Origin of the sequence: Achromobacter sp. MFA1 R4, assembly GCF_900156745.1 — a bacterium.
In the GTDB taxonomy this organism is placed as follows: Bacteria; Pseudomonadota; Gammaproteobacteria; order Burkholderiales; family Burkholderiaceae_B; genus Achromobacter.
In genome coordinates this window covers 3,606,864-3,619,077 of the sequence record NZ_LT707065.1, presented here as the reverse complement: position 1 = coordinate 3,619,077, position 12,214 = coordinate 3,606,864, and the positions used below count along the sequence as shown (strand labels likewise).

The 12,214-nt window shown below is 68.1% G+C and carries 8 protein-coding genes; 2 read left to right on the top strand and 6 right to left on the bottom strand.

What is annotated here, in order from left to right; translation table 11 throughout:
• Window positions 1-94: 94 nt before the first annotated feature.
• Window positions 95-2,185, bottom strand: a complete 2,091-nt coding sequence (locus BXA00_RS16450) for an ATP-dependent DNA helicase (protein WP_076519483.1) — start codon at window positions 2,183-2,185, stop codon at window positions 95-97.
• A 238-nt stretch (window positions 2,186-2,423) separates the two neighbouring features.
• On the opposite strand from BXA00_RS16450, the gene tex reads away from it, so the two are divergent.
• Window positions 2,424-4,796 (top strand): RNA-binding transcriptional accessory protein Tex, encoded by a 2,373-nt coding sequence (gene tex / locus BXA00_RS16445; RefSeq protein WP_076519481.1) that lies wholly within the window; start codon window positions 2,424-2,426, stop codon window positions 4,794-4,796.
• Window positions 4,797-5,148: 352 nt separating this feature from the next.
• Window positions 5,149-5,655: a hypothetical protein gene (locus BXA00_RS16440; protein WP_076519479.1), complete on the top strand. Its 507-nt coding sequence runs from the start codon at window positions 5,149-5,151 to the stop codon at window positions 5,653-5,655.
• A 69-nt stretch (window positions 5,656-5,724) separates the two neighbouring features.
• On the opposite strand, the gene BXA00_RS16435 is transcribed toward BXA00_RS16440, so the two are convergent.
• The 5 genes from BXA00_RS16435 to BXA00_RS16415 form a co-directional block, all read right to left on the bottom strand.
• Window positions 5,725-7,080 (bottom strand): tryptophan--tRNA ligase, encoded by a 1,356-nt coding sequence (locus BXA00_RS16435; RefSeq protein ID WP_076519477.1) that lies wholly within the window; start codon window positions 7,078-7,080, stop codon window positions 5,725-5,727.
• A 67-nt stretch (window positions 7,081-7,147) separates the two neighbouring features.
• On the bottom strand, window positions 7,148-7,471 hold the full coding sequence (locus BXA00_RS16430; protein ID WP_076519475.1) for a DUF3325 domain-containing protein: 324 nt from the start codon (window positions 7,469-7,471) through the stop codon (window positions 7,148-7,150).
• Window positions 7,468-9,216, bottom strand: a complete 1,749-nt coding sequence (locus tag BXA00_RS16425) for a PepSY domain-containing protein (RefSeq protein WP_076519473.1) — start codon at window positions 9,214-9,216, stop codon at window positions 7,468-7,470. Before BXA00_RS16425 ends, BXA00_RS16430 begins: the two co-directional genes overlap by 4 nt.
• Window positions 9,213-9,494: a DUF3649 domain-containing protein gene (locus BXA00_RS16420; protein WP_076519471.1), complete on the bottom strand. Its 282-nt coding sequence runs from the start codon at window positions 9,492-9,494 to the stop codon at window positions 9,213-9,215. Before BXA00_RS16420 ends, BXA00_RS16425 begins: the two co-directional genes overlap by 4 nt.
• A 201-nt stretch (window positions 9,495-9,695) precedes the next feature.
• Window positions 9,696-12,158: a TonB-dependent siderophore receptor gene (locus BXA00_RS16415; RefSeq protein ID WP_076521972.1), complete on the bottom strand. Its 2,463-nt coding sequence runs from the start codon at window positions 12,156-12,158 to the stop codon at window positions 9,696-9,698.
• Window positions 12,159-12,214: the final 56 nt, after the last annotated feature.

The window sequence follows — 12,214 nt, the reverse complement described above, 5'->3', positions numbered from 1 at the left end:
CCCGCCCGCATGGGAAAGAAAATGGCCCTTCTTCGGAAGGGCCATTTTTTTGCCTGCGCCCAGCCGACCCGGCCCGGCTTGGCTTGACTTGGCTTCATGCGTCGTCGGAACCGCGCTTGCGCCGGTAGAACGCCAGCACCTCTTCCAGTTCGCGGGTGCGCGCAAACGGCGGCAGACCGCGCCACAGGCGCTTGCCGTAGGGTTTTTCGACGAGCCGCGCGTCGCCCACCATCAGCACGCCCCAATCGGATTCCGTGCGGATCAGCCGGCCCGCGCCCTGCTTGAGCGAGATGGCGGCTTCGGGAAGCTGGTATTCCGCGAACGGATTGCCGCCCTGCGCGCGGCAGGCGCGCAGGCGCGCCTCGATGACCGGATCGTCGGGCGGCGCGAAAGGCAGCTTGTCGATCGCCACCAGCGTCAGCACGTCGCCCGGCAGATCGATGCCTTCCCAGAAGCTTGCGCTGCCCACCAGCACCGGATGCGTGAGCTTGCAGAAGCGGTCCAGCAGATCGCGGCGGGTGCCCTCGCCCTGCTTGAGCAGCGGCCAGTCGTGCCCCGCGTCGTCGAAGGCGTCGGCAAGCAGGTTCGCCACCTTGTCCACCGCGCGCAGCGTGGTACAGAGGACCAGCGTGCCGCCGGGGCTGGCTTCCAGCAGCGGCATCAAGGTCTGGACGAAGCGGTCCAGGAATTGCGGGGACTGGGGCTCGGGCATGCCGCGCGGCACGAACAGCAGCGCCTGCTCGGGGTAGTCGAACGGCGACTCCCACTTGCCGGTGCGCGCGCGGTCCAGGCCGAGCTGGCTGGTGAAGTGCGTGAATTCGCCATTCACCGACAGCGTGGCCGAGGTCATGATCCAGGCCTGGCCAGGCTTGCGGAACTTGGAGAAGGCCTGCGCCACCGACAGCGGCGCCGAGTGCAGGCGCACGTGATGCAGGCCGTGCTCGACCCAGCGCACCGCCGGGCCGGTCCATTGCTCGGCCAGCGCGGCGCCTTCCAGCAGGGCGGCCGGCGTGGACGGCCCGTCGCCCAGCGCGTCCTGCGCGGGCGCCTGGTCGTCACGGCCCCAGCCTTCGTCGTCCAGCGCGGCGCCGCCGCGTCCGGGCGTCGCCCAGCGCTTGAGCTTGACCGAGATTTCGGCGCCCATGCGCGCGGCCGTGAGCAGGTCGGGGTGTTTTTCGGCCACCGCGCCCAGCGCCTTGGTGGCGCCGTCCACGGCTTCGCGCAGCGCCAGCAGCGCCTCGTCGAATTCCTCGGGATTGGGGATGGCCTCGAAGGTGGCCTTGCGGCCCGGCATCTTGTCCAGCGGCGCGCAGACCAGGCGCAATTCGCGCGCGGCGGTTTCCAGGTGGCGGCTGACGTCGCTCCATTTGGCCGCTTCGCGCGCATAGGCCAGCCCCGCCACTTCGAGGGCGCGGCCGAAGTCCATCAACTGGTGCGTGGACACGCTGCTGCCCAGAAAGCGCGTGGCGGTGTCGGGCAATTGGTGCGCTTCGTCGAAGATGACGGTGTCGGCTTCGGGCAGCAGGTCGGTCACGCCTTCTTCGCGCAGCATCAGGTCGGCCATGAAGAGCGCGTGGTTGACGACCACCACGTCGGCCTCCTGTGCCTGGCGGCGCGCCTTGACCACGAAGCAATCGCGGATGCGCGGACACTCCTGGCCCAGGCAGTTCTCGCGCGTGGAGGTCACGCGCTGCCAGATGTCGGCGTCTTCCGGCACCTGCGCGAGGTCGCCGCGGTCGCCGGTCTTAGAAATGCCCGCGAACACCTGGATCTGGCGCAGTTGCTGGATCTCGGTGCGCGACTTCAGCGCGCGCTCGTCGCCCTGCAGGCGTTCGAGGTGATAGTGGCACACGTAATTGCCGCGGCCCTTGAGCAGCGCGGCGGTCACGGGCGCGCCCAGCGCCGCGCGCACGCGCGGCAGATCGCGCGTGTAGAGCTGATCCTGCAGGGTGCGCGTGCCGGTGGAGATCAGCACCTTGCCGCCCTGGATGAACGCGGGTACAAGATAGGCCCAGGTCTTGCCGATGCCGGTCCCGGCCTCGGCCACCAGCGTGGCGCGGTCCTGGATGGCCTGGCCGATGGCCTGCGACAGCTCCACCTGCGAGGGACGCGGCTTGTAGCCGGGCATGGCGGTGGCCAGCGGCCCGTCGTCGTCGAAGAATTCGGAAATGTCCAGGTCCAGCATTACAGCAGCCTAGTGTCGGTCGGAGGATGGGGTGAACCGGTGCCGGGACGATCGGTTCGGGCGCCAGACACTGAATTGGGAAGGACCCAAATGATACCCGCTGCCGCCGCGCTTTTCGGCTCGCGGGCTACCGCAAGGCCGTTGCCAGAGGGACAGATCGGTCCCTCCGGGCACGTTCTGTAACAACGGCTTATGGCACAATCCGCCCCTCGTTTTCCCTTTTTGCCGTCGTATAGAGATGTCTGAAACTTCCACTATCACGAACGTCGCCGCCGGCGTCGACAACGCCCGCATCGTCGCACAGCTCGCCACCGAGCTGGGCGCGCGCGCCTCCCAGATCGCTGCGGCGGTGGAACTGCTGGATGACGGTGCAACCGTGCCCTTCATCGCCCGCTATCGCAAGGAAGCGACCGGCGGCCTGGACGACACCGTGCTGCGCAACCTGGAAGTCCGCCTGGGTTACCTGCGCGAACTCGAAGAGCGCCGCGGCGCCATCCTGGAGTCCATTTCCCAGCAAGGCAAGCTGACGCCCGAGCTGCAGCAGGAAATCGCCGACGCCGACACCAAGCAGCGCCTGGAAGACCTGTACGCGCCGTACAAGCCCAAGCGCCGCACGCGCGCCCAGATCGCCCGCGAGGCCGGCCTCGAGCCCCTGGCCGACGCCATCCTGGCCGATCCCGCCTGCGATCCCGCCGCGCTGGCCGCGCAATACCTGAATCCCGAAGCCGCCATCAACGACGCCAAGGCGGCGCTGGACGGCGCGCGCGACATCCTGGCCGAACGCTACGCGGAAAACGCCGACCTGCTCGCCGACATGCGCGAGCACCTGTGGTCCACGGGCCTGCTCTACTCCAAGATGATCGAGGGCAAGGAAACCGAAGGCGCCAACTTCCGCGACTGGTTCGACTTCAACGAGCCGCTGCGCACCCTGCCCTCGCACCGCATCCTGGCGCTGCTGCGCGGCCGCCAGCAAGGCGTGCTGGAACTGCGCCTGGGCCTGGAAGCCGACCTCGAGGCCCAGACCCCGCACCCGTGCGTCGCCCGCATCGCCAATTTCCTGAAGCTGGGCAACGGCCTGTTCGCCCTGGACGCACCGCCGCGCGCGCGCTGGCTGGGCGAGGTCTGCCGCTGGACCTGGCGCGTGAAGCTGCTGACGGCATTCGAAAGCGAACTGATCGGCCGCCTGCGCGAAAGCGGCGAAGCCGAGGCGATCCGCGTGTTCGCGGCCAACCTGAAAGACCTGCTGCTGGCCGCGCCCGCCGGCCCCAAGGCCGTGCTGGGGCTGGACCCCGGCATCCGCACGGGCTGCAAGGTCGCGGTCATCGACAAGACCGGCAAGGTCGTCGACACCACCACCGTCTACCCGTTCGAACCCCGCCGCGACCGCGACGGCACGATCAACACGCTGGCCGCGCTGGTCGCGCGCCACAAGGTGGACCTGATCGCCATCGGCAACGGCACGGCCTCGCGCGAAAGCGAAAAGCTCGTGGGCGACATGATGGAACGCTTCCCCGACCTCAAGGTCACCCGCGTGGTGGTGTCCGAAGCGGGCGCCTCGGTGTATTCGGCATCGGAAACCGCCGCCCAGGAATTCCCCGACCTAGACGTGACCCTGCGCGGCGCCGTGTCCATCGCCCGCCGCCTGCAGGACCCGCTGGCCGAACTGGTCAAGATCGACCCCAAGGCCATCGGCGTGGGCCAGTACCAGCATGACGTCAACCAGCGCGAACTGGCGCGCTCGCTGGACGCCGTGGTCGAAGACTGCGTGAACGCCGTGGGCGTCGACGTGAACACGGCGTCGGCGGCGCTGCTGGCGCGGGTGTCGGGCCTGAACTCGCTGCTGGCCAAGAACATCGTGGCCTTCCGCGACGAAAACGGCGCCTTCCCCACGCGCGAGATCCTGCGCAAGGTGCCGCGCTTTGGCGACAAGGCGTTTGAGCAGGCCGCCGGCTTCCTGCGCATTCCCAACGGCGACAACCCGCTGGACGCATCGGCCGTGCACCCCGAGGCCTATCCCGTCGTCGAGCGCATCGTCGCCAAGATCAAGGCCGACGTGCAGCAGATCATCGGCCAGCGCGAAGCGCTCAAGGGCGTGTCGCCGTCGGACTTCACCGACGAACGCTTCGGCCTTCCCACGGTGAAGGATATCTTCGCCGAACTCGAAAAGCCCGGCCGCGATCCGCGTCCGGAATTCAAGACGGCGCAGTTCAAGGAAGGCGTGGAAACGCTGAACGACCTGTACCCGGGCATGGTGCTGGAAGGCGTGGTGACCAACGTGGCCAACTTCGGCGCCTTCGTCGACATCGGCGTGCACCAGGACGGCCTGGTTCACATCTCGGCGCTGGCCGAGAAGTTCGTGAAGGATCCGCGCGACGTGGTACGCGTGGGCCAGACCGTCAGCGTCAAAGTGCTGGAAGTGGACGCGGCGCGCAAGCGCGTGGCCCTCACCATGCGCCTGAACGACACCGCCGCGCCGGCCCGCCGCAGCGGCGACGCCCCCAAGGGCGGCGACCGTCCGCGCCGCCAGGGCGACGGCGGCCGCGGGGCGGGGGCAGCCGCGGGGTCGATGAACAGCGCCATGGCTGACGCGTTCGCCAAGCTCAAGCGCTGATCTGCTGATCCACGGGTTCCGACGTTCCGGCGTCCGACCTTCCGCAAAAAACCGGTGCCTCGCGCACCGGTTTTTTTTCGCCCCGTTTTTTTCGCCCCGGCCACGCCGCAGCACCTAGGGGTTTCCCGTAAATCGCCCGCTTTCGTTGCGTTCGCTCAATTCGACATTCCAAAAATAAGTGAAAATATCGAATTGTGTCCAAATAATAAAAATCACACGCAAGGGTGAGAACCGGACGACGTTCCGGCGACGCAAAAATCCACGATCAGGCGAGCTGCGGCGCGAAACGTCTATCGGGTAGCAGCATCAGAACAAGAGCGCGCCCCCCTGATAGACCGGAGATCCGTCCGCCATGCTCAGCACCATTACGCTTGCCGCCAACGAAACCGCAATCATTACCGAAAAAGAAGCCGCGCCCAGCGGCGTATACGGCGACGTCACGTTGGGGCAGTATTCGCACCTGATCGTCGACGGCGCCGACGTGACCTTCAAGCACGTCACGCTGGAACGCCTGGGCAGCCGGGTCATTGAATTGCGCAACCAGGCGCAATTGCATGTCGGCGCGCTGGGCTTTGCCAGCATGGGCGCCAGCATCGTCTACCGCATCGGCACCGGATGCGTGCTGACCTACGACGCCAGCCAATGGGACCCGGAAGTCGTCGCCAACACCACGTTCGATTTCGCCAGCCAGGGCAGCGGCACGCTCAAGTACTTTCCGTTCATCAACCCGGAATGGCTGGACTGCCCCAATGTCACGGGCTATTCGCAGGGCGATCTGCTTGAAATCGCGGGCCAGGGCCACGTGCAGCGCTTCCAGGTGCGCGACGGCCGCATCGTGGCCAGCGCGCGCCTGAACTAGGGGCGCGGCTGCGCGAAGCGCTGGCCGCAACCGGCGGCGCGCATGGCGCGCGCCGCCCCGGTCCGTGGGCTATTCCTGCGACAGAGACAGCAGCGCGTCGCGCGTACGCGCCAGCAGCGTGGCGGGCTCGCCCTGGGCGCCAGCAGGCGCCGTGGCCACGGTCACGCCATCGACCACCGCGCCGACGCCTTGCGCATCGGCCTGCAACACGCTGTCGGCGGGCTCGGACTGCAGACGGCGCATCACGGCGCCGGCTTGTTTGGGATCGGCAAAGCGTTGCGACAGCAGCAATTCCTCGCCGTCGGCGGCCAGCAGGCGGAAGCGGAAGCCGCCATCCTCGTCGCGGAAGCTGACGAAGCGCGCGCCTTTGGACTTTTCTTTCTTGCCCGGGGCGCCCTTGCCCGCCACCGCCCCCGCGCCCAGATTGCGCAGGCCCACGGCTTCGCGCAGTTCCTGCATGAACGGCACGGCCAGCTTGCGCGCCTTGGCCGCGCCGGCCTGCAGGATGTCTTCGATGCGGCCGGGATTGGCGATCAGGTCGACGTACTTTTCCCGCATGGGCGCCAGCAGGGTTTCCAAGTGTTCATACAGCGCCTGCTTGGCGTCGCCCCAGCCCATGCCCTCTTCGAGCTGCTTGCGAAACGCCGCCGACTGCGCGGGCGTGGCGAACGCGCGATACAGCGTGTACAGATGCGAGGACTCGGCGTCCTTGGGCTCGCCGGGTTCGCGCGAGTCGGTCACGATGCGCATCACGGAAGCGCGCAAGGCCTTGGCGCCGCCTTCGAACAGGGGAATCGTGTTGTTGTAGCTCTTGGACATCTTGCGGCCGTCCAGGCCCGGCAGCGTCGCCACGTCTTCCTCGATGACCACTTCGGGCAGCGTGAAGTAATCGCGCCCGTACAGGTGGTTGAAGCGCTGGGCGATGTCGCGGGCCATTTCCAGGTGCTGGATCTGGTCGCGGCCCACCGGCACCTTGTTCGCGTTGAACATGACGATGTCGGCGGCCATCAGGATGGGGTACGAGAACAGACCCATGGTGATGCCGTCATCCGGATCGACGTTCTTGGCCACGTTCTGGTCCACCGAGGCCTTGTACGCGTGCGCGCGGTTCATCAGGCCCTTGGCCGTCACGCAGGTCAGCAGCCAGCTCAGTTCGGGGATCTCGGGAATGTCCGATTGGCGGTAGAACGTCACGCGCTCGTGGTCCAGGCCCACCGCCAGCCAGGTGGCGGCGATCTCCAGGCGCGAGCGGGCGACCCGCGCCGGGTCGTCGCATTTGATCAGCGCGTGGTAGTCCGCCAGGAAGAAAAATGCGTCCACGCCGGGTTGCGTACTGGCCTGGACCGCCGGGCGGATCGCGCCTGCGTAGTTGCCGAGATGGGGAGTGCCAGTGGTGGTGATGCCGGTAAGGACGCGGGTATTCATGAGGCGAAATGGCGGTTTGCTGGGGAAGCCGTCAGTGTAACGTGCCGCGGCGCGCCGGCCCCGCCGCCTACCACACCGCCAGCACCGGCGCGGCCAGCGCGCACAGGCCGCCGGCGGTCAGGGCCGCGCGCGGCCGGAACGTCAGGAACCAGATCAGCAGCAGGCCCGCGATGCTGAGAATGCCGATCCATTCGACCGTCCCGTAGCTCCACCCCCAGACCGCCGCCGACGCCCACAAGGACAGCGCAAGCGCGCCCCAGCCGAACAGCCGCAACGGCACCCGATGGCGGCGCGGCAGGACCCGGTCGAACAGGTCTTCGTAGTGACGGTCCATGCCCAGGCACAGCGCGGAAAACCCCGCGTAGGCCAGGCAGAAGGCGGCCAGCGTCATGGCGTCTCACCTCGCGGTTCAAGTGGGGTCTGCGGCCGCGCAGCCGGGACGGCCGGTTCGTGCGGGGCGGGGAAAACGGCGGCTGTGGAGGAAGCAGCAGGGGTCGCAGCAGGAGTCGCAGCAGGAGATGCGGCGGCAACGGCGGCCTTGACCGTCTCGCTGCGCGCGGCGCGCGGCTTGCCCGCCGTCCGGGTGGGCGCCTGGCGCGCCATGGCGGCCCTGCGCGCCATCCAGCCGAACACCAGGGCGCTCGCCAGGCAGGTCAGGTCAAAACCCGCCATCACCCAGTCGCCTTGCGGCAGGGAGACGCCCAGATGCCGGTTCGTGGTCAGCGCATTGACCACCGGCACCAGGGCCAGCGCGGCCGCGGCAACGGCCAGCAGGTCGCGCCACTTGCGGCGCGGGAACAGGAAGGCGTAGACCAGGGACCCGCCCCAGGCCAGGAAAAAAGCACGAACCTCCCAGACCTGGCGGCCAGGCATGTCGGCCGGCAGCAGCCGGTTGGCCAGGAACACCGCGGCCACGCCGAACACGACGCCGGCGATGGTGCCCGCGTTCAGGCCATCCACCAGGCGCAGCGAGAACGCTTCTCGCGCGTCGCCCGGCCGCGCCTTCTGGCGACGCTTGGCGATCCACAGCACCAGGCCCGTCGCCACCATGGCCGTGCCGGCCAGGCTGACCAGGAAATACAACCAGCGCAGCACGGGTTCGGCGAACAGGCCCAGATGCAGGCCGGTGATCACGCCCGCCGTCGCCGCGGTGGCGCTGCGTTCGTCCTGGGCTTCCTGGAGCGCGCCCGTGGCGCCGTCAAAACGCATATAGGGCGCCAACAGGCCGTACGACACCCCGTCGCTCACGCTGCGCACGAGCGTGATGGTGGCGCCCGCGTCGCCCGGGTTATTGACGGTCACGCGGCCGAGCCGTCCCTGCCAATGCTGCTGCGCCTGTTCCACCAGCGGGGCGATGGCAACCAACGGCGCGGGCCGGTTCTGCGGCGGCGTGACCTGGGAGGATTTGAAGACCTCGTTCGTATAGGCGCGCGGCGTGTCGTACACGGCCAGGATGCCCGCGGGCATCAGCATCACCATGAAGAGCACCAGGCCGCTGAACGTGATCATCAGGTGGAACGGCAGGCCGAGCACCGACAACACGTTATGGCCATCCATCCAGGCGCGCTGGCCGCCCTTTTTCGGGCGGAAGGTGAAGAAGTCGGCGAAGATCTTCTTGTGCGTGATGATGCCGCTGATGATCGCCACCAGCATGAACATGCCCGCGATGCTGGCCAGCCAGCGTCCCCACGGAAACGCGGTTTCCAGCTCGAAATGAAAGCGGTAGAAGAAGTCGCCGCCGCGCGTCTGCCGCGCCGTCACGGCCTGGCCGGTGGCCGGGTCCAGCTTCACGCGCACGAAGCCGCGTTCGCCCGGCTTGGGCTTGGGCGTCTGATATAGCAACTGGATGAGCGGCTCGCGATCCGAGGGCGGCGTGATGAACCAGCGCCTGGCGTCGGGCGCATGGTCCGCCAGATAGCGCTGCGCCGTCTCGACCGCCTGGACGGCGGGCGCTGGCTGCACCTGGATCTCGGGCTGCATCCAGCGCGTGATCTCGGGCCGGAAAAAGGCCAGCGAGCCGGTCAGGAACATGGCGAACAGCACCCAGCCGAAGATGAGGCCCGCCCACGTGTGCAGCCAGGACATGGACTGGCGCAGGCCCTCTTCGCCGGGCGCCTTGGGCTGGGCGGCCTTCATGCGGCCGCCGCCAGACGATGGGCCAGGAACAGTCCGCCCAGCAGCGCGGCCGGGCCCAGGATGCCGGCCCAGGCGCGCCAGGCGTTGCGTGTCGCGAACACCCAGATCACGCCGCAGGCGTAGACCACGAAGGACAGCATCTGCGCCGCAGTCACGGCGTCCGCCCGTCCCAGCGGCAGCCAGACCGCCAGGCAGGCCGCCGCCGCCGAGGCCAGGGCATAGCCGCCCAGGATGGCGGCCGTCGCGCGGGAAAGAACGGCGAATCGGTAGCGCATCATGCCTGCGCCGGCTGCGGGAGCTTTCACGTGGAGTATCAGGTGGTTGCGGGACGGTGGCGGACCCGGGGGTGGGAGGGGGCCCGAGCTTATCCGCCTTTCCCTGTATAAGGCCTGAATTATAACGATTCTCGTTAAGACAAAAAGACCCGATCGACGTGCAAAGCGCAGGCGACCCGCCGCGCGGGCCGCCCTTCCCCCGGCTTACCAGCGATACCGCAAGCTGGCCTTGATGGAGCGCTGGTAGCCGAACCAGCACCACGAATCGCCCGAGCACGAGGCGACGTATTCTTTGTCGAACAGGTTCTGCACGTTCAGCGCGACCTGCATGCCCTTGAGCGCGGGCGACGCGCGGCCCAGGTCGTAGTCCAGCATCAGGTCGACCAGCGTGACCTTCGGCACCTTCATGGTGTTGGCCTCGTTGGCGTAGGACGACCCGATATAGCGCACGCCACCGCCCACGCCCAGGCCGGCGAGCGGCCCTTCCTGCAGCTGGTAGCGCGCCCACGCCGACGCCTGCTGCGACGGCAGCGCGACGGGCGTCTTGCCGGTCAGGTCAAAGCCGGACGCGTTCGGATAAGCCTTGGTGTATTCGTTGTTCATGAGCGAATACGCGGCGATCAGCGACAGGCCGCGCATCGGCTCGGTCTTGGCCTCCAGTTCGATGCCCTGCGTGCGCAGCTCGCCCGCCTGGATCGAGCAGCGGCCGCCCGCCGTGCCGCACAGGTGCGTCGGATCGGGATCGGTGGTGGTCATGTTCTCGCGCCGGATATCGAAGGCCGCGAAGGTCAGCATCGTGGCCGAACCCGGCGGCTGGTACTTGATGCCCACTTCGTACTGCTTGCCCTCGATCGGCTTGAACGGCGTGTTGTTCCACCCCGTGCCGGACTGCGGCTCGAACGATTCCGAATAGCTGAAGTACGGCGCCACGCCGTTGTCGAAGTTGTAGATCGCGCCGAACCGGCCCGAGAACGCTTCCGCGTTCAGCGCCGACGGCGTGACGCGGCCCGAGGCGATGGCCTTCGTCTCGCCCACGTTGCGCGACCAGTCATAGCGCCCGCCCAGGAGGAACGACAGGCGGTCGATCCGGATCTGGTCCTGGAAGTACACGCCGGTCTGGTACTGCGTGGTGGAGGCGTCGCTGGAGAACGCCGGCACCGGAATGTTCTGGAAATTGTCCGGGTTCTTCACATACAGCGGCGGCGCCGAGCCAAAGCCCGACAGCGTGTCGGTCTTGACGTGCTGGTAGTCAAAGCCCACCAGCACGTTGTGGCCGATCCTGCCGGTGTCGAACCGCGCCTGCAGGTTGTTGTCCAGGGTCAGCGCGCCCACGTCCACGTCCGTCGCGATCGACGCCCGCTGGTGGTACAGATAGCTGCTGTCCGTGTAGCCGTAGTAGTTGGTCATCGCGCCGTAGACGCTGCGGTACTTCGCGTCCGAATGCGTCCAGCGCAGGCTTTGCGACGCCTTGAAGGTGTCGTTGAAGCGATGATCCAGGATATAGCCCAGCGAATAGCTCTTGCGGTCGCTTTTCTCGAAGTTGGCGTCGCCGTCGTAGTAGTCCGCCGGCAGCTGGAAGCCATCGGGCGCGCGCAGCAGGGTGCGCATGGCCGGCAAGGCGCCGTACGAACCCATGTCGGGATCGTGCTGGAAATTCGTAAGGATCGTCAGCGAGGTATCGGCATTGGGCTTCCAGGCGAATGCCGGCGACACGAAATAGCGGCGCTCCTTCGTGTCCCGCACCTGGCCGTCGGACATGTAGCCCGAACCCACCAGGCGGTAGAGGAACTTGCCTTCTTCATCGATGGGGCCGCCGAAGTCCACGTTCGCGCGGCGGAAATCGTAGTTGCCGACCTGCAGCCCCACTTCGCGCAGCGGCTCGTCCAGCGGCCGCTTGCTGACCTGGTTCACCACGCCGCCGGGGCCGCCCTGCCCGTACATGACCGACGCCGGCCCCTTGAGCACGTCCACGCGTTCCAGGCGGAAGGCGTCCACCTGCGGCAGCGCATCGCGGCCGCCGAACACGCGCAGCCCGTCCAGGTAGGTGGACGCCGAAAACCCGCGCACGGTGAACTGGTCCAGGCGCGTCGCCGTGGCGCCGCGCGACTCCGTGGCCACGCCGGCGGTGTAGCGCAGCACCTGGTTCAGCGTCTGCGCGCCCTGCTCGGTGATCTGTTCGCGCGTGATCACCGACACCGACTGGGGCGTCTCGATCAGCGGCGTATCGGTCTTGGTGGCGCTGGCGCTGGCGGTGGCCACGTATCCCACCGTGGGCGCGTAGGCGCTGTCCGACAGGCCCGTGACCGTCACGGGCGCCAGCGTGTGCGCATCGCCGGTAGAGACCGGCGCGGGCGCCAGGGTCCAGGCATTGCCCGACCGCGCGCGCGCCTGCAGGCCGCTGCCCGCCAGGATGCGCGCAAAGCCCGCGCCCACCGTGTAGGCGCCGTCCAGCCCTTCCGAACGCCGGCCCCGGACCAGCGCCGGATCGAACGAAAGCACCACCCCCGCGCTGCGCGCGAACTGCGTCAGCACATCGGCCAGCGGCCCGGCCGGAATCTGAAAAGTGCGTTGCGCGTTGACGGTGGCGGGCGCCGCGGCCGGCGTGGACTGCGCCCAGGCCGCCGGCGCGCCGGCGACCAGCGCGCCCGCGCAGGTGGCGGCCAGCATGGCCTGGCGGCCGGCGGTCATCGGTGCGCGCAGGCGCGGATGGAATGAAGCGGACA

What these genes read in the sequence shown, in the direction of transcription:
- BXA00_RS16450 (WP_076519483.1), bottom strand. Translation starts at nt 2,185, where the DNA reads ATGCTGGACCTGGACATTTCCGAATTCTTCGACGACGACGGGCCGCTG.
- BXA00_RS16420 (WP_076519471.1), bottom strand. Translation starts at nt 9,494, where the DNA reads ATGATGCGCTACCGATTCGCCGTTCTTTCCCGCGCGACGGCCGCCATC.
- BXA00_RS16415 (WP_076521972.1), bottom strand. Translation starts at nt 12,158, where the DNA reads ATGCTGGCCGCCACCTGCGCGGGCGCGCTGGTCGCCGGCGCGCCGGCG.
- tex (WP_076519481.1), top strand. Translation starts at nt 2,424, where the DNA reads ATGTCTGAAACTTCCACTATCACGAACGTCGCCGCCGGCGTCGACAAC.
- BXA00_RS16430 (WP_076519475.1), bottom strand. Translation starts at nt 7,471, where the DNA reads ATGACGCTGGCCGCCTTCTGCCTGGCCTACGCGGGGTTTTCCGCGCTG.
- BXA00_RS16425 (WP_076519473.1), bottom strand. Translation starts at nt 9,216, where the DNA reads ATGAAGGCCGCCCAGCCCAAGGCGCCCGGCGAAGAGGGCCTGCGCCAG.
- BXA00_RS16435 (WP_076519477.1), bottom strand. Translation starts at nt 7,080, where the DNA reads ATGAATACCCGCGTCCTTACCGGCATCACCACCACTGGCACTCCCCAT.
- BXA00_RS16440 (WP_076519479.1), top strand. Translation starts at nt 5,149, where the DNA reads ATGCTCAGCACCATTACGCTTGCCGCCAACGAAACCGCAATCATTACC.